The sequence below is a fragment of the Pantoea sp. RSPAM1 genome, assembly GCF_038816185.1.
In the GTDB taxonomy this organism is placed as follows: domain Bacteria; phylum Pseudomonadota; class Gammaproteobacteria; order Enterobacterales; family Enterobacteriaceae; genus Pantoea; species Pantoea ananatis.
Genome location: NZ_CP046137.1, coordinates 2543124 through 2565436, shown reverse-complemented (window position 1 = coordinate 2565436; position 22313 = coordinate 2543124). Strand labels below are relative to the sequence as shown.

Here is a 22313-nt window from a genome sequence, read left to right as displayed (position 1 = left end):
ATAACAGGTAACGCTAACCATCCGCGTTTTAACCGTCAATGCTCTTATACGGCAAAAACGCTATGATCGGCTTAATCTTATTACAGTCATAGCCTTTGTATGGCTTTTCTTGATCTGCTGCATCTTGTAGAATGCGCTTCACAAAACCCTGACATTTATTGGGATAACCCAACCTAAAACGCTATGACGCTGCTCGCACTCGGAATCAATCACAAAACTGCACCCATTGCTCTGCGCGAACGCGTTGCGTTCGGGCCGGAGTCGCTGGAGCAGGCCTTAAACAGCCTGCTATCCCAGCCTATGGTGCAGAGCGGCGTCGTGCTCTCCACCTGTAACCGAACCGAGCTGTACCTCAGTGTAGAGCAACAGGTCGATCTTCAGGAACGTCTGGTGCGCTGGCTGTGTGAATACCATCAGCTTGATGAGGCGGACGTGCGCAACAGCCTCTACTGGCATCAGGATAACGAGGCGGTCAGCCACCTGATGCGCGTGGCCAGCGGGCTGGACTCGCTGGTGTTGGGGGAACCCCAGATTCTGGGGCAGGTCAAAAAAGCCTTTGCTGACTCTCAGCGTGGTCATGCGCTGAGCAGCGAGCTGGAACGCATGTTCCAGAAAACCTTCTCGGTGGCCAAACGCGTCCGTACCGAAACCGAAATTGGCGCCAATGCCGTCTCCGTGGCCTTTGCCGCCTGTACGCTGGCTCGTCAAATCTTCGAGTCACTGTCCACGGTGAACGTGCTGCTGGTGGGCGCGGGCGAAACCATCGAACTGGTGGCCCGTCATCTCAGCGAGCATCAGGTGAAAAAGCTGATCATTGCGAACCGTACCCGTGAACGTGCGGAACTGCTGGCTAACGAAGTCGGTGCAGAAGTGATTAGCCTGGCCGATATTGATTCCCGCCTGGCCGATGCCGACATCGTGATCACCTCCACCTCCAGCCCGCTGCCGATTATCGGTAAAGGCATGATGGAGCGCGCGTTAAAAGCGCGTCGTAATCAGCCGATGCTGCTGGTGGATATTGCGGTACCCCGCGATGTGGAGCCGGAAGTGGGCAAATTAGCTAACGCCTATCTTTACAGCGTTGACGATCTGCAGGCCATCATTGAGCAAAACCTTGCCCAGCGTAAAGCCGCTGCGGTGCAGGCCGAAAGCATTGTGGTGCAGGAGTGCAGCGATTTTATGGCCTGGCTGCGTTCGCAAGGCGCGGTTAACTCCATTCGTGAGTACCGCTCGCAGGCAGACGATATTCGCGCTGAGCTGGAAGGCCGTGCGCTCCAGGCGCTGCAGCAGGGGGCAGATCCGCAGAAAGTCATGCAGGAACTGGCCCATAAGCTGACCAACCGTTTGATTCATGCTCCAACCAAATCTCTTCAGCAGGCCGCCCGCGACGGCGATAGCGAACGCCTGCAGATTTTACGCGACAGCCTGGGTCTCGATTAGGCACACTGCTGTCGTCATCTGTTACGGGAATCCCACAGTTAAATGAAAACCTCTATTGTTGCTAAACTGGAAGCGCTGCAGGAGCGCCATGAAGAAGTGGAAGCGATGCTGGGCGATGCCGGCGTGATTGCCGATCAGGACCGCTTTCGTGCTTTGTCGCGTGAATATGCTCAGTTGACCGATGTCACGCGCTGCTTCCGCGACTGGCAGCAGAACCAGGACGATATCGAAACCGCCAAAATGTTGCTCGACGATCCTGAGATGCGCGATATGGCGCAGGAAGAGCTTCTGGAAGCACGGGAAAAAAGTGAGTCCCTGGAGCAACAGCTGCAGCTGTTACTCCTGCCGAAAGATCCGGACGATGAGCGCGACTGCTTTGTGGAAGTGCGGGCCGGCACCGGCGGCGACGAAGCGGCCATTTTTGCCGGCGATCTGTTCCGGATGTACAGCCGTTACGCCGAGTCACGTCGCTGGCGCGTTGAAATCGTCAGCGCCAACGAGGGCGAACATGGCGGCTACAAAGAAGTGATCGCCCGCGTGATGGGTGAAGGCGCCTATGGCCGCTTTAAATTCGAATCAGGCGGCCATCGCGTTCAGCGTGTGCCAGAAACCGAATCCCAGGGACGCATCCACACTTCCGCCTGTACGGTGGCGGTGATGCCGGAACTGCCGGAGGCCGAGCTGCCGGAGATCAACCCGTCTGATTTAAAAATTGATACGTTCCGCTCCTCAGGGGCCGGTGGTCAGCACGTCAACACCACCGACTCTGCGATTCGTATTACCCACCTGCCAACCGGTATTGTGGTGGAGTGCCAGGACGAACGTTCTCAGCACAAAAACAAAGCCAAAGCCCTGTCCGTACTGGGCGCGCGTATCCATGCGGCAGAAATGGCAAAACGCCACGAAGCCGAGGCCAGTACGCGCCGCAACCTGCTGGGCAGCGGCGACCGTTCTGACCGTATTCGGACCTATAACTTCCCGCAGGGCCGCGTCACCGACCATCGTATCAACCTGACGATCTACCGTCTGGATGAAACCATGGAAGGCAAGCTGGACAGTCTGATTGAACCTATTGTGCAGGAATATCAGGCTGACCAACTGGCCGCGCTGGCCGGTCAGGACTGATGGATATCCGTCACTGGCTCAAACAGGCGGTCGCCACCTTGTGTGGGGGCGACAGTCCGAAACGAGACGCAGAGATTTTGCTGGGGTTTGTGACCGGCAAATCCCGCAGCTGGCTGGTGGCGTTTGATGAAACTCTCCTGACGGAAGCGCAGCTGCAGCAGTTAGACGTGCTGCTGGCGCGTCGCGCCCGGGGCGAACCTGTTGCGCATCTGATCGGCGAGCGGGAGTTCTGGTCGCTGCCGCTGCAGGTAAACGACGCAACGCTGATCCCCCGTCCTGACACCGAAATACTGGTGGAGCAGGCGCTGGCGCATCTGCCTGAGTCATCCGCACGCGTCCTGGATATGGGCACCGGAAGCGGGGCGATAGCCCTGGCGATTGCCAGCGAACGTCCGGATTGTGACGTCATTGGTGTCGATCGCATTCCTGCCGCGGTCGCGCTGGCGCAACGCAACGCCGCGCATCTGGCCATCCCTAACGCCACCTTCATACAAAGCCATTGGTTTGCGCAGATTACGCCAGCCAGATTCGACCTGATTGTCAGTAATCCGCCCTATATCGACGCGAACGATCGCCACCTTAACGAGGGCGATGTGCGTTTTGAGCCACGCAGTGCGCTGGTGGCGGAAGAGGCGGGCCTGGCGGATTTACGGCTGTTGATCGAGCAGGCGATAAACTGGTTACAGCCAGGCGGCTGGCTGCTGCTGGAGCATGGCTGGCAGCAGGATGAAGCCGTGCGCCACTTGATGCAGCAGCATCATTACCTGTCGGTGGCGACGGCGAATGATTATGGCGGTAACCCCCGGGTCACGTTTGGGCAGGCAGCCCCGCACCTGGCCTGAGCGCGCTATTGAAGAATAATCAAGAACAACATGGATGAACGATGTTTGCTTACTATCCGCTAATCAGGAATCTGCATCTGCTGACCGTGGCAGTGACGATTTCGCTTTTTTTGCTGCGGTTTTACTGGCAGCGCACAGGCTCTGCCATGCTGCAACGCCGCTGGGTGCGCATTCTGCCCCATATCAATGACACGCTGTTGCTGCTGAGCGGCGCGTCACTGGTGATGATCACCCATTTCTATCCGTTTTCGCCTCAGGGAAGCTGGCTGACTGAGAAGCTGTTAGGCGTTATTATCTATATTGCCCTTGGGTCGGTTGCGTTAAGCCGCCGCCCACGTTCTGACCGGACCCGCTGGATCGCCTTTATCGTGGCATTGATTGCGCTGGTGACGATCATTAAGCTGGCACTGAGTAAAATGCCGTTACTGGGGATAGTATGAGCTCCACCGAACAACTTGATTACAGTGAGACACCGCTGTGTGAGGCAGTGATTGGCGCCACGATGGCCATCCGCACTGATTTCCCGGCGTTGTCAGTTGAAGAACAGTTAGCTGCATTAGTGGCTGAAGCCCGTGACTATGTCAGTCATGAACAGGATGCCGATTTAAAGCTCGAAAAGCTGCTGGAGCTGTTTTACAAGCAGTGGAAATTTGGCGGTGCCAGCGGCGTCTATAACCTGTCAGATGCGCTCTGGCTGGATAAGGTGTTGAAAACCCGTCAGGGCACGGCGGTATCGCTGGGCGTGATCCTGCTGCATATCGCGGCTGAACTGGAATTACCTCTGATGCCGGTGATTTTCCCGACGCAGCTGATTCTGCGCGCCGACTGGCTCGACGGCGACAAATGGCTGATTAATCCCTTTAACGGGGAAACCCTGGACACGCACACGCTGGAAGTGTGGCTGAAGGGCAATATCAGTCCGCTGGCGCGTCTTTATGATGACGATCTGGACGAAGCCAAAACCGAGAGCGTCATGCGCAAGATGCTGGATACGCTGAAAGCGGCGCTGATGGAAGAGAAGCAGATGGAACTGGCCCTGAACGTCAGTCAGGTACTTCTGCGAATTGATCCGGACGATCCCTATGAAATTCGCGATCGTGGTTTAATTTACGCTCAGCTTGAGTGCGAACATATCGCGTTAAATGACTTAACCTACTTCGTTGAACAGTGTCCTGAAGACCCGGTCAGCGAGATGATCAAAGTTCAGATTCACGCAATCGAACAAAAACGCGTGACGCTGCATTAAGCGTCACCCCAGATAAGGAAAGGGCATGACACAGAAAGTCGTCAGTATCGGTGATATCAAGGTCGCAAACGATCTGCCATTTGTTCTCTTCGGCGGCATGAACGTGCTGGAATCTTACGATCTCGCCATGCGCATCTGCGAGCACTATGTAAAAGTGACCGACAAACTCGGCATTCCTTACGTGTTCAAAGCGTCTTTTGACAAAGCCAACCGTTCCTCAATTCACTCTTACCGTGGTCCCGGCCTGGAAGAGGGCATGAAGATTTTTCAGGCGCTGAAGCAGGCGTTTGGCGTGAAAATCATTACCGACGTTCACGAAGCATCCCAGGCCCAGCCGGTTGCCGACGTCGTAGATGTGATTCAGCTGCCGGCTTTCCTGGCGCGTCAGACCGATCTGGTTGAAGCGATGGCAAAAACCGGCGCGGTGATTAACGTCAAGAAGCCGCAGTTTGTCAGCCCCGGCCAGATGGGCAATATCGTGGATAAGTTTGCCGAAGGCGGAAATGACAACGTCATTCTCTGCGATCGCGGCAGTAACTTCGGCTACGATAACCTGGTTGTGGATATGCTGGGTTTCAACGTGATGAAGAAGGTGACCAATAACTCTCCGGTCATTTTCGACGTGACGCACGCGCTGCAAACCCGCGATCCTTTTGGTGCCGCTTCGGGCGGGCGCCGTGCGCAGGTGGCAGAGCTGGCCCGTGCCGGTATGGCCGTGGGCATTGCGGGTCTGTTTATTGAAGCGCATCCGGAACCCAACAATGCTAAGTGCGATGGCCCGTCGGCGTTGCCACTGGACAAGCTGGAGCCTTTCCTGGTGCAGATGAAAGCGATTGATGATTTGGTCAAAAGTTTCCCGGCGCTGGACACCAGCAACTAAGCCAGCCGCTGCCGATAAGAAAAAAGAGCGAATAGTCGCTCTTTTTTTTTGTCCTGGATCAGGGGATTACAGCATTATCGTCATCAGGTAACCAATAAACAGTGCCAGATGGGCCGCGCCATTCAGTACGTTGGTCCTGCCGGTTGAGAAGCTGATCTGGCACAGAATCAGTGACGCAATCATAATCACCATCTGCGGCGGCTCCAGGCCAAAGATCAGTTCCTGTCCGGTCAGGGTGGCGATAATGGAGACCGCAGGCACCGTCAGTGAAATAGTCGCCAGCACCGAGCCAAAGAACAGGTTCATGGCGCGCTGAACCTGATTCATCAATACAGCCCTTATCGCGCCCAGTCCCTCTGGCGAAAGAATTAATAACGCCACCAGGAAACCGGTAAACTGCTTAGGTGCGTTCATCTCGCTCAGCAAATGCTCCAGCGGGTTGGCATTCATCTTGGTCACGGCAATGACCGCAATCAAATGGATAATCAACCAGAAAGCGTGCCAGACGCTGCTGTGGGCAGAAGGCTTACCGTGATGGGGATCGCCATCATCGCTTTCATCTTCGTGCTCGTAGATAAACAGGCTCTGGTGCGTTTTGGTCTGAATCAACAGGAAAACGCCATACATGGCGGCAGAAATCGCAGCGATCAGCAGCGCCTGCGCCGTGGTGAAGTTTCCACCCGGCAGGGCATTCGGAAACACCAGAACCAGAATCGCCAACGGGAAAATGGCAATCAGATACTGTTTTACCCCAGCCAGATTTACATACTGAGTGGCAAATTTCTTACCACCCAGCAACAGCGCGAAGCCTACCAGACCGCCGGTCACAATCATAATGATGGAATAAAGCGTATCGCGCATCAGCGCTGGTGCCGCATCGCCGGTGGCCATCAGCGCCGAAATCAGGCTGACCTCAAGGATCACCACAGAAAGACTGAGAATCAGCGAGCCGTAGGGTTCACCCAGACGGTGAGCCAGAACGTCCGCATGGCGCACGACGCTGAAGGCGCTGCTGAGGATCGCCAACAGCGCCAGTAAGTTAATACCGACCACAACAGGCAGTGAGGTTTGTGCGCTAAAAAAATAGAGTATGCCCAAGGCAATAAGGGGAAGTATTAGTGAAAACTCTTTGTGACGTGTTTTTTCATGTGAAGGCATTCACCATCCTCTCTGCTAAATAAAAGGGGTAATTCATTTACCCGCCATTACATTGAAACTTATAGGTTACGTAGTTTAACTTTTCAATCACAATGAAGGTAAAAATTTACCGCTTTTTACTTTCATGCTTTTTTGGTTTGAAGGGCGAGTAACTATCACTTATCGCACGTTTCCTTTTTGAAATCAGGGGTAAAGAAGATGCCATAACCTGAGTTATCCGGGCGTTTATCTCCATAAAGTGCCGTGAAAGGGGGCATTAACCCGCCGTTGAAGAGAAAAATCGCGGAAGGCACAATAAAACCTGGTTTGCATTTATGGCCATCTGCGCCAGGCTTACTCATTACCCTGTTAACTGAGGAGTGGCTATGCCCTACGATAAGCGAAGCGATCTTCCAGAGTCTGTTAAACATGTTCTGCCTGCCCACGCGCAGGACATCTACCAGCAGGCTTTTAACCATGCATGGACAGAGTACAAAGACTCTGACGACCGCCGTGGGGATGAATCCCGTGAAGAGGTGGCACATAAGGTGGCCTGGGCTGCGGTAAAACAGACATATCAAAAAGGGGATGATGATAAATGGCATCCTAAAAAATAACATCCGTTCAGCCGACGCGCTCACCCATCCGGCCTCGACGGGATACTGTGTTTCTGCTGCAAAGCCTGCCTCAATAATGATGTCGCCTGCCAACGCGGGCGCGTCAGCCTGTGCTTTGTTCCTCATCAGCCCAATCCGACATTATCGACCCATATTTGTTACTAATTAAAAACCGTTATTATCGTGTTCATAATCCGCGATAACGAGCTGTTACATCTCAGCATTTTTTTAAAATAAGATTTTGGTATGTAATTAACCTTTCTTTTAATACCGGAATATAAGTGGATTTTTACTTTCTACTCCGACTCTTGCTTGCAACTCATTGTGTTAATAATTAATGTCAGTTAAATGAACAGAGCGTGAATCAGTGAATGTTGAACGTCACAGAGCAGAGGAGCCACTTGCACAGGATGTGGTGAATGTTGAGGAGGTCGCATTGCTAACCCGGGAATTCTTATTAAAAGCAGATTGTAAAACGTCATTTGGTGATATCGAGGAAACACTCCTGTGGAGTTGTGAACAGCGTGCAGCATCGCTGGCAGCAACCCTGGCGTGTCGGCCCGATCACAGCCCGGTATGGATCTTCGGCTACGGTTCGCTGATGTGGAACCCGGTATTTGAGGCGGACGAGGTGGCATCGGCGTCACTGGACGGCTGGCATCGGGCATTCTGTTTACGCCTCACCGCAGGACGCGGCACGGCTGCACATCCGGGCCGCATGCTGGCGCTGAAAGAGGGCGGCATCACCCGAGGGCTGGCCTTTCGTCTGCCGGAAGCGCGCCTGCACGACGAGCTGGCGCTGCTGTGGAAGCGAGAAATGATTACCGGCTGCTACCTGCCGACCTGGTGTGAACTTTCACTGGAAGACGGTCGCCGCGTGACCGCGCTGGTGTTTATTATGGATCCACGTCACCCGCTGTATGAGGATGACACTTGTCCGCAGGCCGTTGCGCCATTGATTGCCGCGGCTACCGGCCCGCTGGGGTCGAATGCCCAGTATTTGTTCTCGCTGGAAGCCGAGCTGACCCGGCGCGGGATGGAGGAGGAAGACCTGATCCGTCTGGCGCACCAGGTACGTGCGTTGCAACAAGACTGGCTGAAACAGGCCTGAGACAGCAAATCTTTGAGCAAAGCGGGCAGCCAGGCTGCCCTGATCCTGTATTGCCACACACTAATTGGTGGGATTAATCAGCCAGGTACCGGGTTTATCAATCACCAGTGACTGACTGCGCAGCCTGTTACCGGCGCGTACGTCAATGCGGTACTGCCCGGCGGCCAGGTTGAGCACCGCAAAACCGTTGCTGCTGGCACGTACTGCAACGGGCTGGCCGTTCAGTACTACCTGCTCGTCGTTGGTGAGCTTAAGGTAAACCCTCGCCAGCCCGGCAGGCACCGTGCCCGTTACGGCGCCCGATGATGACGGGCCCTTGTTGACGAGGGACGCCGCAGGCGCGCGCGAATTCTCAATCCAGACCACCCCGGCAACGGCAATCAGCGCCACAGCGGCCAGTGCCACTAATCCTGGCGACAGACGACGGACGTTACGTCCGGTCACGGGTTCTGCCGCCGTGGCACCATGATTCATTGCTAACACGACCGGCGGCGCGGTATCGGCTGAGGTGGCCTCGCTGTTATTCTGCTCGTCATTACGTTGTTGCAGGCTGTTCACTACCGCTTCAACGTCGCTAACCGGCAAATCAATTAACGCGGCAAACTCATCGATATTCTGCGGGCGATCGCGGGGCTTCATCGTCAGCGCGCAGTCAATGGCGTGCAGCAGCGGCAGCGAGTAACCTGCCGGCTTGCGCGTGACCAGCGGCAGGTAGTTATCTTCAATGCAGCGCACCACGCTGACCGGCGGCGGGGCGCCTGTAATCAGCGTATGTAATACGGCACCGAGGGCATAAATATCCGTCCACGGCCCTTGTTCGCTTTCACCTTCTTCGCTGTACTGCTCAATCGGTGCAAACCCCGGCTTGAGCATGATTTCGGTTTCGTCGGACAGGTTGCCAATTTCTTTGCGGGCGGAGCCAAAGTCGAGCAGGACCGGTAGCTGATTTTCCTGAATCTGGATGTTGTCCAGCGAGATATCGCGATGCAGATAGCCAGCCTGATGAATGGTGTTGATCGCCCCTAACAGCGGCGGCAGCAGGCGGCGGATCCAGGCTTCTGAAATCGCCTCATGGCTGGTGATCTGCCACTCTTTCAACGTCATGCCGTTGTAGTAGAGCGTTCCCATATAGGCGGTGCCGTTCTGTTCCCAGAAACGCAGAACGTGCAGCAGGCCGGGATGGTTAAAGCGCGCCAGCAGTCGGGCTTCCTGAATAAAACTGTTCAGACCGGCGTTAAACAGCTTCTGAAAGCGTTCACCGCGCAGCTCCAGCGATAAGTCTTGTGTTCTGACCGCCAGCGACACAGGCATATACTCTTTGATCGCAATGGTGCGTTCGAGTTGATGATCCCACGCGCGATAGACAATGCCGAAACCGCCGCCGCCAATCACCTCTTTAATTTCGAACTCGTTAAAACGATATCCGCCAGGTAAGGCATTCGGTATTGTTTTCTGACTGTCATTAGCCGACATAATAGACTCTCTGATCGGGGCCTGCTTGTCAGGCTACGCGGTAATTAATTGATGTTACGCCATGCACCTGCGCCAGGATCGACCCGATCCGCGCGCAAGGCATCGACAAGTAACACATTCACTTTTTGCGACGACGTAAAACCGGTTGCCCAGCGGCTGCGCAGGGTGCTGATGCGCGAGGCCAGCGCGTTGGTATCCTGCTGTGTCGTCGCCTGCTCGGCTTTGATCAATAAGGTTCCGTCAAAGCGCCACAGATGCTGCTGTTCATCAAAGGGTAAGACGATCCAGCTGTCTGGCGCATCGGATCGGGCCAGAATCATACGCTGTTTATTCACATCCACAATTTGCAGGCCTTGGTCGGTGAGCGTCAGGTTGGCAAGGGGATAACCCTGGTAAAAACTGACTGCAACCGTCTGTGGCTGCGCGCCACCGCTCAGAGTTATTTCACTTTTGCCTTCCAGCCAGCCCTCAGATGAACACTGCTGCTTACCTTTGTCGGGCACAAATATCGACAGTCCACGCTCGTCCCACGCGGTGCGGAAACGGCAGCCGTTCGGTAAAGCGAAATGCTGCAGCGGCGTGTTGTCTGCCGGACGCGACGGACTGGCTGCGCTGGCCCGTGGTGGTGGGGCGGCTGCATCGGTATTCACGATCATTCGCCAGTTCTGCAGCTTGCTGGCGCTGCCCGTCGCCAGCACCTTGCCCTCGTCGTTCGTCATCTGCCAGGGCAAGACGTCCAGCGCGTTACACTGGTTGGCTAACAGCGTGCCCAAGCGCGGCAGAAAGGATTTTAAAATCGCTGAATCCTGGTCTTTGCCCGATACGATACGGATCGGTAGCGTTTCCTGGCACCAGTCATCAGGCGTTTTGCCCGCAACATTGTCAATGTACACTTCCAGTTCAAGACTGGGTGAATACACCACACGATAATTTTCCGCCTGCGCAGCAAAGGCCATAAACAACGTGGCTATAGCGGGCAACCACAATTTCATAGTGTTCCTTTAATCAATAGCCTGAGGGCAGAAAACGTGCTGAGTCAGACAGCGTGTAGAGCAGGGTGGCATCTTGCGGCTCACCAATCCACACCGCCAGAGCGCTAAGGTTGTCTTTCTTTACGTCGCGGTTCACCGCCTGCGCCATTAACGTCAGCCACTCATCACAGTCATTGACCATGCGCAGAGCCTGTTCCATTTCCGTGGTGGTCAGATTCAGCCAGAAACCGTCGCTGCACACTAAAAACGCATCCCCGTCTTCCAGCATAATTTCGTCAGCGAAGCTCACAGGATGAACGGGTGCTATGCCGAGCGCATTATAGAGTAAATTACTGTTAATTCCGGTATTTTCATAGCCCGCATCGCACAACTTTTGCGCCAGGCTGTGGTCGCGGGTCACCTCATTCAGCACCCCGTGACGGAAGTGGTAAACCCTGCTGTCACCTGCGTGCGCCCACCATGCGCGCTGTCGGGTGCGGTCGATAAACAGGCCCGCAAGCGTGGTGCACATGGTGGAAAAATTCGGATTATTACCCTGGGCCATTTCAAGTATTGAACGGCACTTTTCTACCGCCTGATGCGTCACCGCGGGGGTGACCTGCTCGCAATCCTGTAATTGTTCAATCAGCACATCGCATACCAGCTGTGCGGCCTGATCGCCGCCGGGCAGGCCAGCCACGCCGTCACACACGACAAAGCAGGCTTTGCGCGCATCCAGTATTACCCCGGTACGATCCTGATTCTCATCGCGCAGCCCCTGCTGACAATGACGGTCAAAGACAATATTCATGCGTCGTCCGTGCGCGTCTGGGAGTCTTTATACTGATTGACCTCCATGTCGTAGGCATGCAGGAAGGCTTCCCCAAATAGCGTATGAAAATCGTCTTCGATCTCGCCGGCGGTGCGCTGGTAGCGACGCGTAAAATAGTCCCACATAGCGGCTTTCTTAAAAGGCGAGAACGGGGTTTTGGATACGGCACCGTCAGCGCGCGCCTGCTCCTCCAGTCCCTGAGGATTAAACGACTGCAGCATCGCGGCGATAATCGCGCGGATCCCGGCGATCATGCCCAGCTGGTGCGCCTGCAGATCGACCAGCGCATCGCGCACGGCCTGCTCGGGCTGCATAAAACCCGGCATCTGGCTCTGGTACATCTGCATCAGAACCGTTTTGCCTGAAGGCAGGATTTTGAACGGATTATTTGCCTCGTTCAGGATCATCGTCATTTCGGCTTTCACACCACGTTTCAGAATGGAACGTGATGACAGCAGGGCAACCGTCCCCTGCGAGAACAGGCTCAACATTCTGCCCGTTGTGCGCATTTGCTCTTCGCTGATAGCCGTATTATGGCCGTTATTCAGGCCCATGCCGTCGAGCAGGGCCGCCACCAGTTTGTCCTGCTCCACTCCAGCGGCAGAGGGGACATGAAACGTTTCGCTGGTCTGGGGATCAATCGCCAGCCTCGCATCGCCGCGCCGTTCAGGCCGCTTCACGGCAGGCTCTTCCGCCACTTCCTCTACGTCGGCATGTTCGGGAATATCCAGCGGATTCGTTCGCGTCGCGGCGTCGGTAAAAAAAGCCAGGGGATCGCTGTTTACGCCGTGAACGGCCGGATCGCGCACGTCAATGGCGTAGTCACCAATGCGCAGGGCGTCGCCGTGCTTCAGGCGCACCTGCACGCCGCGCTTCAGGGCCACACCGTTATGTTCAACAGGCGTGACGCTGCCCTGATTAGTCAGACGGCATTCGCCTTCGCCTGACAGGTGCACCAGCGCCTGCAGGCGGGAAATGGAACGGGCTTCATCCGGCAGCACCAGGTCGTTATCCTGGCTGCGGCCAATAGTGCCGCCTGGAGGATGAAAGGTGACGGTTTTCACCGGAACATCAGACGTGCATTGAACGATGGTAAATTGCATGAGTTATCCCGTCAGTGAGGACAGTAGCAACGCCTCACTCAAACATCGGTGGATAGAGGCCATTGCGACCCGGCTGTGCACCTGCCGCCGGATTAAACAGTAATGAGAACAGTTCGGGGGTGAGGTTGCCGCTATGCTTGTGCGTGGCATGCACGAAACCGTCACTGCGATTGCTCCACCAGTAACTAATATGTTGCTGAGGGTCGAAACGTTCAGCGACGTCCTGCCAGCTCAGCGTGCAAGGTAAATCCTGGAAACCGATTACATCCATGATATCGGAGTGCTGCTGTACCGGGATCATCAGCGGCGTCATGGTCTGGATCGCCTGTTCCAGCTGTGCCGGACTCTGCTGCTGTGTCACGGCGTTCAGCAGCGTCGCGCCCAGATCCCGATACCAGTCGCCCGAAATCGTTAACTGCGCCGGATGCCACTGGGCCAGGGGAAAACTCAGCAACGCCAGCAGTGGCCAGGCACGACCGACCCGATCGCAGGAGGGCAGCAGGCAACCCATTTGCACCTGATTGCGTATTGGGGTGATCGGTAACACAAAATTCCAGACCGGGGCGCGCAGGAAGTCGGCGCTCACCGCATCATCCTGATGATGCCAGTGCACCAGACCTTGCTGAAACCAGTGGTTCCAGGGTGCAATCAACTGCTCGGTTAACCGATGATGCAAAAAGTCCCCCGTGGAGGGTAATTTACCGTACCAGCCAGGGGCCAGAGAGACAGGCATGTTCACCTCGCTATTATGGGTTATGCGTCGTCAGGCGCTGAGCTTTGCGCGGCGCGGTCGCCAGCAGGGTACTGTCGCGACCGGCATTATTTAAGTTATCAGCCAGCTTGCGCATCATCAGCGCATTGTCGCGCGCGTAGGGCGACGACTGAATTTGCTGATCGAGCAGCTGACTCAGATGCCAGTCCAGCTGCTGCAAATCCCGGGCGCTGACCTTCTCCGGTAACGCATGTTGCAGATTCTGTAGCAGCCAGGCGCGGAGGAATTCCCCATCATAATTTCTCGGCTGATACAGCATCTGATAAGCACGCAGCGCATTTCGGCTGTACTCGTTATCGTCACCTGGGTCATTACGCAGCAGGTTAGTGATCTGTTGCGCCACGCGGGGCAGCAATAAAGACTTAAGCGCATTTTGATAAAGCGCCCAGGCCGCATCGCTGACCTGGTTCCCACGATATAAACCGGCCCGCATAGTAAGCGGCGGATTATCGAGAGAAAACTGGTCGGAAACGGGTAACTTCACCAGGTTATTCAGAAAGGGTAGCAGATCAAAAATATTATCAGCGGGCTGATGTATCACCTGCTGACTTTGTTGTGAGATAACCGGTAATCGCGCCGTAACCTGCTGCAGATAGTGTTGGTTCTGATAGTAACTCGTCAGCCATAAGCCGCTCATGATCACCAGCGCGCCGGCCAGCATGCCGTAGCCAATCCAGTGCAGCAGCTGATTGCGGTACTCCCAGCGACGGTTGCTGCCCGCCAGACCACTCTCTTTGAACACCAGATTGCTCAGCAGATCGCGAATAAAAAAGCTCTGGCCTTTATTTCCGGGAATAGGGCTGCTGCGGTTCACGCGGTCCCAGGCGGCAATCGAATGGGAACCGGCCTGGCGCAGTTGCAGTTTGCGGCTGAGCTCACCCATCACCCTGTCGAAAGGTAAGCCCTCCTGGGTGCCGCTGGTAAAGAACAGCCCGCGCGGATTCCAGGCGACGGTTTCAGCGCGGGGTGAAAACACAATGTCCAGGTATTCGCTGAGCAGCGGGCGCAGAGACGAGAACTCCTGCGGAAACAGGAAACACTCTGCCCGCTCATTGAGATCGCGCTCGTGGGTCATCTGATCGGCCAGCTGTAGCTGCAGCTTCTGCTCTAACTGGGTAAACTGCAGGTCGAAGTGCGGATGCCAGTCCTGCTTATTGGGCTTACCGGCATCCCAGGGAAAGGTGAATCCCCAGATGGCATCGCGTCGGGCTTTATCCAGCGAGCCGTGATAGCTCATAAAGCCTTTCAGCAGGTCGGTCTTGGTCACCATGATATACACGGGGAAGTGAATACCGGTGTGCTGGTGCAGCTCGTTCAGGCGGTCACGCAGGGCGTTAGCCTGCTCAAAACGCGCCTCGGCCGAGTCGCTCAGCAAATCTGCGACGCTGATGCTCATGATCACGCCATTGATCGGCTGTCGGGCACGATAGCGCTTCAGCAGATTAATAAAGCTCTGCCACTCGCTGGCATCACGGGCGCGTTGACTCTCCTGTAACGCATAACGTCCGGCGGTGTCGATCAATACCGCACTGTCGGTGAACCACCAGTCGCAGTTGCGTGTTCCGCCGACGCCGCGCACAGCCTCGTTACCAAAAGTATCAGTAAGGGGAAACTTCAGTCCGGCGTTCAGCAACGCGGTGGTTTTACCGGCACCCGGCGCGCCAATCATCAGGTACCAGGGCAGCTGGTAGAGATAATTCGCGTTGATGCGTGCCCACAGGCTGCCCTGACGCCGGCCAAAATGGGTGCGTTTCAGGCGCATGGCTGCTTCGCTAAAACGCTGACTCAGCAGGGCTTCTGTCGCCTGACGCTCGGCGGGATCGTCGCTTTCAACCACCTGCAGCCGATCCAGCAGACGGCTGTTATACCAGGCGCGGTACACCGCAGGGATTAACTGAAGCACGATCCATAGCAGATAAAGCGTGCTCACGGCGATTTCGAGGTGCAGGGCGGGTTCAAGCGGACGGGTTTCATTCCAGGTGATAAGCGGCCCCAGCATCCACAACAGGCAACTCAGTGCCGTTACACCGATAAAGCTCCACAGCAGTCGATGCGTTAAAAATAAGCGAAAAGAAGCGCGCATCAGTGTGTTCCTTGGTGAGTGCTCAGTGTTTCAGGTGCAGCGAACAGCGTAATTTCAACACGGCGGTTGCGGGTTCGGTTCTCGCTGCTGTCGTTCGGCAGCAGGGGATCGCTGTCACCGCGGCCTTCAGAGCGGATAACATGGGTGTCAGCGAGCTGCACCTGCAGCAGTTGGCTGACGGAGCGCGCCCGGGCAAAAGAAAATTCGTAGCTGGAGGCAAAGCGGCTGCCGTCCACGGGCTTGTCGTCGGTAAACACCGACACCAGAATCGTGCCCTTCACATCTTTCATCGCGCTGGAAACCCGCGCCAGGATGGCCCGTCCTACCGGGTTGATGACCGTTCCCTGCTCGGCAAACAGCTTGTCGGCAGGAATAATTACCTTGCTGCCAAACGCGCCATCACTGACCTCCAGCTGACCGGCGGCGATCACGTCATTGAGCCGCTGGCGTAAATCCAGCAGGGCCTGCGGCGAGGAAGGGCGGCGATTCACCGTGATTTGCGGCAGCGGCATGTTGTAGAGGCTGCGCAGCAGCGGTTCGGCCGCATTGCCCAGTCGCCAGTTCAGCCCGCTGTAAATCAGACAGCCGATCAGGGCGACGAGCATCGCACAGGCCCAGAGCGGCACCATCGGCCGCGCCAGCGTGCTGACCAGCGGATGCACCTGCACCAGCGGGGCGGAATCGGTACTTTGCTGAGCGCGGGTTTCATCAATCAGGGCCTTGAGTCGTGCCCGCAGGCTGTCGCACTGCGCCCGGCCTTTTTCACTGCCCCGATAACGACCCTCATAACCCAGTAACAGACAGTAATGGATGATTTCCAGCAGCCAGAGGTGTTGCTGAGGGCTTTGCGAGATACGAGACAGCAGTTGAAAGAATTTTTCACCGCCCCAGCTTTCATTGTGAAAGGTCACCAGCATGCCGTTACCGGACCAGACGCCGCGCGTGCCCCAGGGCGTTTGCGCGGCCGCTTCATCCAGCGCGCTGCAGACGCAGTAACGTGCGCCAATGATCATTTCAAACGGCAAACCCGCCTGCTTGCAGCGCTGTTCAAAGGCGCGCACTTCATCAATCAGTGACTGACGTAAACCCGCAGGATCGTCGTGCGTGGCGGCCTGACGAATCTGCACCACCGCATTCAGCAGTGGCGAGGCCGCTTTAAGCAAAAGATTTTCGGTACCCGAGGTCGTGACCTCTCGCGGTGAGGATTCCACGCTCATTACTGTGTGTTCTTCCCGCGACAGATAACGTTTCTGGCAACGTGACCAGCAGGGCAGGTAGTTAATTTCATTAGTTCAGAATCCAGGTCGCCGTCGCGGTATTACGACAGGCTTTGCTGTCGCCTCCGACGTCAACGCACACTTGTTTAGTTTTTCGCGGACGCGGACGGTCATTGCGTAACGTGTCATCATAACGATGACGTTCTACGCCCGCCTTCAGCGGCACGTAGCCGGTTAACATGCCATCCGGCTTGTCAGCAATGGCCAGCCAGTGGTTCTCCACGCTGCCAAGAACCTCAAAAGACTTTCCCGCCTCCAGGTAACGAACAACCTTGCCGCCGTAATCGGGTTGGGTCATCACCGACGCCTTGTACAGGGCGCGCCAGGTTTGATTTATGGGCGTAAAGGTTGTGGGTGCCGCCACGGCATGACGGTGTACCAGTTTCACACCGTTCACATCACTGGTGACCAGGGTGTCATCATTCACCGCAGGCGGTGGCGTTTTACAGCCGGACAATAAAAGCCCCGCTAACAGGATAAACGCTAAATTTTTTTTCACCTTTTTCCTCACGATATTATCAATATACCTGCATGTTGTTCATCAGAACACGGCTGTTCACCTTCACTGGGGAGGAAGCGCAGTCGGGTAGGTAAGCCGTTAAGATAATGCGGTAAATGACATTTATCCTGTACAGCGCTCAGTCTACCTAAGACTTTTGAGAATTCAAACCATTGCACCCAATGATATAGCATGGTAAAGCGCGTTCATCACCTTCTTGTCACACCGCGGTGTCGTGGCGGTTTCACCTTGCCGCGCACAGGGCAAAGCAGTCATGCTGAGGCCAGCCAGACACGTCGGGCTGGATAGTGGCACAGTCAGATGACAGGCAAAAAAAAGCGTAAGCACCAATAACAATTTAACAGCCCGCATTGCCTGGACTGCGTTCCTGGCGGTCATTGTTCAGGCAGTCTCATCCTTATGGCCCTGCGATCGGAAGCGGCACGGCTTTTGCTTGACTCTTTTTTTGCATTCAGAGGGTTGAGCAATGGATGACGCACTGAGCTGGTTGCAGGCCTCACGGCAAAGCGATATTGCCAGTCTGGAGCGACTTCGGCAGACCGGTAAATTAATTACTACGGTCAGCGAGCTGGTTCATCAGCTGCAGCGCGAACGGGGGGCCAGCAACCTGTGGATCTGTTCGCAAGGGCGGCTGTATGGCGGGGAGCGCACGGCAAGTGAGCAGGATGTCAGCCGGAGCCAGCTTGCGTTCAGCCGGGCATTACCCAAAGCGGAGGCTCAACCCGGATACAGCCGTTTTTGCAACCTGATCGCGACAGCGTTACAGGCACTGGCAGACTTGCCGGTTCTGCGCCAGAAGATCGCCCGTCAGGACGTCACACATGCGCAGGCGATGGCGGCGTTCAATGCGATTATTCGTAGCCTGCTTAATCTGGTGTTTGAAGCGGCCGACACCGCCAGCCATCCGGAAATCACCCGGGCACTTATCGCCCTGTTCAGCTTCATGCAGGGCAAAGAACTGACGGGGCAGGAGCGGGCCCAGGGCGCGGCCGGATTTGCGGCCGGGCAGTTTACGGCCGAACAGCGCAGCACGATGGTGGCGCTTATTGAGGCGCAGGAACAGAGCTTTACTACCTTTCAGCAGTTTGCCGATGAGACCGTGCTGCGCAACTGGCAGCCGCTGGCGCAGCCTGGCCGGGAAATTGAGCGGCTGAGGCGCATCGCCTGTACCGACGGCAGGCGCGACGAGAGCGGGGCGCTGCACTGGTTCTCGCTGCTATCTGAGCGCATCGATCAAATGAAGTCGCTTGAGGACCAATTGTCTGCCGTGCTGATGGCGCATTGCCGGGAGGCTATCGCCCTGGCGCAGCATCAGGCTGGCGCGCCCCTGAGCGTGGCGACGTCAGGCTGCGACTTCACGCTCTATGTGTCTGGCGCAGACTGGCTGGCTACCCGGCCCACCGCGCTTAACAGCGAAGGCCTCGCTCCACAGCTGGGGCGATCGTTACTGTCGTTGATTGGTGAGCAGTCTCAGCATCTGCAGCGCCAGGCCAATGAGCTGGCAGCGATGCGCGCCACGCTCGAAGAGCGCAAGCTGCTCGATCAGGCTAAAACCTGGCTGATGCAGCAGCATGGCCTGAGCGAAGAAAAGGCCTGGCAGACGCTGCGCAAAAGCGCGATGGATCAAAACAAACGGCTGCCGGAAATCGCCCAGGCGATCGTGACGGTCGCAGCCACAGTGAAGCGCTAACCCGAAAGGGTTAGCTGCACAACGCTTGTGCGTGACCTGCGTCACCAACGTGCAAAAACGATTAAAAATCCATCACCTCTTTGCCGCGCAGGGCAGACGCGACGGCAAATAATTCTGGCACGCGGTTTGCTTTACCTTAAAGAGTGTACGTATTTGCTTTGCCAACGGCGGTAGAGCGAGTGCTTTGGATAAAGGCGTCCGTCCCCTTGCGAGAGCAGTGGGGAGGACGCCTTTTTTTATTTCTTCAGGGTGGTAAAGATGAGCAAATCGCCAGTTTCACTCTCTCGTCGTCAACTGCTGTTATCCGGCGCCGCCGTCGGTGGACTCTGGCTGCTGCCGGGATTGCGCAACGCGGTATGGGCGGCAGGTTCCGACGCGCCAGAAAAACCGACCGTGCGCGTCGGCTTTATTCCACTGACCGACTGCGCGCCGGTGGTTATGGCCTCGGTAAAGGGGTTTGACAAGAAATACGGCCTGACGCTGCAGGCCAGCAAAGAAGCGAGTTGGGCGGCGGTACGCGATAAACTCACCTCGGGTGAACTGGATGCAGCACACGTACTTTACAGCCTGATCTATGGCCTGCAGCTGGGCGTCGCCGGTCCTCAGCACGATATGGCGAACCTGATGACGTTAAACAACAACGGTCAGGCCATCTCACTGTCAAACCAGCTCAAGGCGCAGAAGGTGACCGATGGCGCCAGCCTGAAAAAAACTATCGACAGCCAGGCGAAGGGCAGCATGACCTTCGCGCATACCTTTCCTACCAGCACCCATGCCATGTGGCTCTATTACTGGCTGGCTAACGCCGGTATCAACCCGTTTGAGGACGTGCGCACCGTCGTGGTTCCGCCCCCGCAAATGGTGATGAATATGAAGATTGGTAACATGAGCGGCTTCTGCGTGGGAGAGCCGTGGAACCAGCGGGCGATCAGCGACAATATTGGTTTCACCGCTGCCACAAGCCAGCAGATTTGGCCGGATCATCCGGAAAAAATTCTGGGCACCCGCGCAGAGTGGGTCAAAGACAACCCGAATACGGCCCGCGCGCTCACGTCTGCGGTGCTGGAAGCCGCGCGCTGGATCGATGCGTCAGACGATAACCGACGTGAAACGGCGCAGGTACTGTCCGGACGCGCCTGGATCAACACCAAACCCGAGACGCTGGAAGGGCGCATGCTGGGCCAGTACGAAAACGGACTGGGTCAAAAATGGCAGGATCCCCATGCGATGCGTTTCTTTCACGACGGCAGCGTCAGCTTCCCTTATCTCTCCGATGGCATGTGGTTCCTGACCCAGCTTAAGCGTTGGGGCATGCTCACCAGCGATCCCGATTATCTGGCAGTCGCCAGGCAGATTAACCGTATTGATATCTACAAACAGGCTGCCAGCGCGGTCGGCAACGTCACGCTGCCCGGCAGCGACATGCGCAGCAGCACTTTACTGGACGGCAAAGTATGGGATGGCACCGATCCCGCCGCCTACGCCGCCAGCTTCGCGATCAAACGTTAAGAGAGGCCCTGATGAAAACCCAGACTCGTCCACTGGCGCAGCCGGTTAATACGCCCACTCAGGCAACGGTGGTTTCCCTCCAGGTTACGCCTAAAAAAGTGCGCCCGCCTGCGCGCCTGCGTCCGCTGCTGCAGCGCTGTATTCCGGCGCTGTGCGGTGTCCTGCTCCTGCTTCTGGTATGGCAGATCGCGGCGCTGTACAGCCAGGGTTTTCCGGGTCCTTATGCGACCTGGGCGGCGGCGAAAGTCCTGTTTGCCGATCCGTTCTATAACAACGGCCCTAACGATCAGGGCATTGGCTGGAACGTTCTGGCCTCGCTGCAGCGCGTGGCCATCGGGTTCGGTCTGGCGGCGCTGGTGGGCATTCCCGCCGGCTTTCTGTTGGGGCGTTTCACCTTTGTGGCGCGCATGTTCAATCCCATTATCGCCTTGCTGCGTCCGGTCAGCCCGCTGGCCTGGTTACCTATCGGTCTGCTGCTGTTCCAGCGCGCAGAACCGGCCTCTAGCTGGACCATTTTTATCTGTTCGATCTGGCCGATGATTATCAACACCGCAGAAGGCGTGCAGCGCATTCCGCAGGATTACCTCAACGTGGCGCGCGTGCTGCAGCTCTCTGAATGGACCATTATGCGCCGCATTCTGTTTCCCGCCGTGCTGCCTGCCGTCCTCACCGGGGTACGCCTCTCTATTGGCATCGCCTGGCTGGTGATTGTCGCGGCGGAAATGCTGACGGGCGGTCTGGGCATTGGCTTCTGGATCTGGAACGAATGGAACAACCTGAACGTTGAAAACATCCTGATTGCCATTCTGCTGATTGGTGTGGTCGGCCTGCTGCTTGAGCAGGGACTGATGCTGCTGGCGCGTCGTTTTAGCTGGGATAAATAAGGGGAACATCATGCAACCTATCATTCGCGTACAACAGGTCAGCCAGCGCTTTACCACCTCGGGCGGCGATTTTCTGGCGCTGGACAATGTCAGTTTCGATATTCATCAGGGCGAAACCCTGAGTCTGATCGGCCACTCCGGCTGCGGTAAATCCACGCTGCTTAACCTGATTGCCGGTCTGACCCGACCCACCAGCGGCGTGCTGCTGTGCGATAACCGTGAAGTTACCGGCCCGGGGCCCGAGCGGGCGGTGGTGTTCCAGAACCACTCCCTGCTGCCGTGGTTGACGGCGTTTCAAAACGTCGAACTGGCGGTGCAGCAGGTTTTTAAAGGCAAGATGAACAAGGCGGACATGCACGACTGGATTGAGCACAACCTGAACCGGGTGCAAATGAGCCATGCCATGCATAAGCGCCCTGGCGAGATCTCCGGCGGAATGAAGCAGCGCGTCGGCATCGCCCGCGCGCTGGCAATGAAGCCACGCGTTTTACTGCTCGACGAGCCGTTCGGCGCGCTGGATGCCTTAACCCGCGCGCACCTTCAGGACAGCGTAATGCGTATTCAGCAGGAGCTGAATACCACCATCGTACTGATTACTCACGACGTGGATGAGGCCGTGCTGCTCTCTGACCGCGTACTGATGATGACCAATGGCCCGGCCGCACAGGTTGGCGACATCCTTACCGTTGATCTGGCCCGACCGCGTTCGCGGGTGGCGCTGGCAGACGATGCGCGTTATCACCAGCTGCGCCAGAAAGTGCTGCATTTTCTTTACGAAAAACAGACCTCGGCGGCGTAAGG

21 protein-coding genes are annotated in these 22313 nt (G+C 56.4%); 12 read left to right on the top strand and 9 right to left on the bottom strand.

Annotated features, from left to right (window positions below):
• The first annotated feature begins 183 nt into the window (after positions 1-183).
• Genes hemA through kdsA form a run of 6 tightly spaced genes read left to right on the top strand, consistent with a single transcriptional unit; the run spans position 184 to position 5533 of the window.
• A complete protein-coding gene (gene hemA, locus GKC68_RS12520) occupies positions 184-1440 on the top strand; it encodes a glutamyl-tRNA reductase (protein ID WP_028722121.1) in 1257 nt (418 codons plus the stop codon).
• 42 nt (positions 1441-1482) lie between these two features.
• Positions 1483-2565 (top strand): peptide chain release factor 1, encoded by a 1083-nt coding sequence (prfA, locus tag GKC68_RS12515; protein WP_013025524.1) that lies wholly within the window; start codon positions 1483-1485, stop codon positions 2563-2565.
• A complete protein-coding gene (prmC, locus tag GKC68_RS12510) occupies positions 2565-3407 on the top strand; it encodes a peptide chain release factor N(5)-glutamine methyltransferase (protein WP_206115616.1) in 843 nt (280 codons plus the stop codon). Before prfA ends, prmC begins: the two co-directional genes overlap by 1 nt.
• Positions 3408-3448: 41 nt before the next feature.
• Entirely contained in the window at positions 3449-3847 is a 399-nt protein-coding gene (locus GKC68_RS12505) for a SirB2 family protein (RefSeq protein ID WP_028722123.1), read from the top strand.
• Entirely contained in the window at positions 3844-4653 is an 810-nt protein-coding gene (gene sirB1, locus GKC68_RS12500) for an invasion regulator SirB1 (protein ID WP_014593560.1), read from the top strand. The genes GKC68_RS12505 and sirB1 overlap by 4 nt, the downstream gene beginning before the upstream one ends.
• A 25-nt stretch (positions 4654-4678) precedes the next feature.
• Positions 4679-5533 carry a 3-deoxy-8-phosphooctulonate synthase gene (gene kdsA / locus GKC68_RS12495; RefSeq protein ID WP_028722124.1) on the top strand — a complete coding sequence of 285 codons (855 nt, stop codon included), beginning with the start codon at positions 4679-4681 and terminating at the stop codon, positions 5531-5533.
• 66 nt (positions 5534-5599) lie between these two features.
• On the opposite strand, the gene chaA is transcribed toward kdsA, so the two are convergent.
• Positions 5600-6691: a sodium-potassium/proton antiporter ChaA gene (gene chaA, locus GKC68_RS12490; protein WP_028722125.1), complete on the bottom strand. Its 1092-nt coding sequence runs from the start codon at positions 6689-6691 to the stop codon at positions 5600-5602.
• A gap of 365 nt (positions 6692-7056) precedes the next feature.
• On the opposite strand from chaA, the gene chaB reads away from it, so the two are divergent.
• Entirely contained in the window at positions 7057-7287 is a 231-nt protein-coding gene (gene chaB / locus GKC68_RS12485) for a putative cation transport regulator ChaB (protein ID WP_028722127.1), read from the top strand.
• 436 nt (positions 7288-7723) lie between these two features.
• Positions 7724-8398 (top strand): gamma-glutamylcyclotransferase, encoded by a 675-nt coding sequence (locus tag GKC68_RS12480; RefSeq protein WP_173647309.1) that lies wholly within the window; start codon positions 7724-7726, stop codon positions 8396-8398.
• Positions 8399-8458: 60 nt separating this feature from the next.
• Here GKC68_RS12480 and GKC68_RS12475 read toward each other — a convergent pair whose 3' ends face one another.
• From GKC68_RS12475 to GKC68_RS12440, 8 genes are all read right to left on the bottom strand, one after another.
• Positions 8459-9871 carry a serine/threonine-protein kinase gene (locus GKC68_RS12475; RefSeq protein ID WP_342656192.1) on the bottom strand — a complete coding sequence of 471 codons (1413 nt, stop codon included), beginning with the start codon at positions 9869-9871 and terminating at the stop codon, positions 8459-8461.
• A 44-nt stretch (positions 9872-9915) separates the two neighbouring features.
• Complete coding sequence (locus GKC68_RS12470) at positions 9916-10863, bottom strand: hypothetical protein (RefSeq protein ID WP_342656191.1); 948 nt, start codon at positions 10861-10863, stop codon at positions 9916-9918.
• A 13-nt stretch (positions 10864-10876) separates the two neighbouring features.
• Positions 10877-11653 carry a protein phosphatase 2C domain-containing protein gene (locus GKC68_RS12465; RefSeq protein ID WP_342656190.1) on the bottom strand — a complete coding sequence of 259 codons (777 nt, stop codon included), beginning with the start codon at positions 11651-11653 and terminating at the stop codon, positions 10877-10879.
• A complete protein-coding gene (gene tagH / locus GKC68_RS12460; RefSeq protein WP_028722132.1) occupies positions 11650-12777 on the bottom strand; it encodes a type VI secretion system-associated FHA domain protein TagH in 1128 nt (375 codons plus the stop codon). The genes GKC68_RS12465 and tagH overlap by 4 nt, the downstream gene beginning before the upstream one ends.
• 34 nt (positions 12778-12811) lie before the next feature.
• Complete coding sequence (gene tagF, locus GKC68_RS12455) at positions 12812-13510, bottom strand: type VI secretion system-associated protein TagF (protein ID WP_014593563.1); 699 nt, start codon at positions 13508-13510, stop codon at positions 12812-12814.
• A gap of 13 nt (positions 13511-13523) precedes the next feature.
• Positions 13524-15632, bottom strand: a complete 2109-nt coding sequence (gene tssM / locus GKC68_RS12450; protein WP_342656189.1) for a type VI secretion system membrane subunit TssM — start codon at positions 15630-15632, stop codon at positions 13524-13526.
• Positions 15632-16849: a type IVB secretion system protein IcmH/DotU gene (gene icmH, locus GKC68_RS12445; RefSeq protein WP_264238786.1), complete on the bottom strand. Its 1218-nt coding sequence runs from the start codon at positions 16847-16849 to the stop codon at positions 15632-15634. The genes tssM and icmH overlap by 1 nt, the downstream gene beginning before the upstream one ends.
• 70 nt (positions 16850-16919) lie before the next feature.
• Positions 16920-17408 (bottom strand): SH3 domain-containing protein, encoded by a 489-nt coding sequence (locus tag GKC68_RS12440; RefSeq protein ID WP_014605990.1) that lies wholly within the window; start codon positions 17406-17408, stop codon positions 16920-16922.
• A gap of 487 nt (positions 17409-17895) precedes the next feature.
• Here GKC68_RS12440 and GKC68_RS12435 point away from each other — a divergent pair, with 487 nt between their 5' ends.
• From GKC68_RS12435 to GKC68_RS12420, 4 genes are all read left to right on the top strand, one after another.
• On the top strand, positions 17896-19119 hold the full coding sequence (locus tag GKC68_RS12435) for a nitrate regulatory protein (RefSeq protein ID WP_028722136.1): 1224 nt from the start codon (positions 17896-17898) through the stop codon (positions 19117-19119).
• Positions 19120-19377: 258 nt separating this feature from the next.
• Complete coding sequence (locus GKC68_RS12430) at positions 19378-20628, top strand: CmpA/NrtA family ABC transporter substrate-binding protein (RefSeq protein ID WP_028722137.1); 1251 nt, start codon at positions 19378-19380, stop codon at positions 20626-20628.
• A gap of 11 nt (positions 20629-20639) precedes the next feature.
• Positions 20640-21512 (top strand): nitrate ABC transporter permease, encoded by an 873-nt coding sequence (gene ntrB, locus GKC68_RS12425; RefSeq protein WP_014605988.1) that lies wholly within the window; start codon positions 20640-20642, stop codon positions 21510-21512.
• 10 nt (positions 21513-21522) lie between these two features.
• Positions 21523-22311 (top strand): ABC transporter ATP-binding protein, encoded by a 789-nt coding sequence (locus GKC68_RS12420; protein ID WP_028722138.1) that lies wholly within the window; start codon positions 21523-21525, stop codon positions 22309-22311.
• Positions 22312-22313 lie beyond the last annotated feature (2 nt).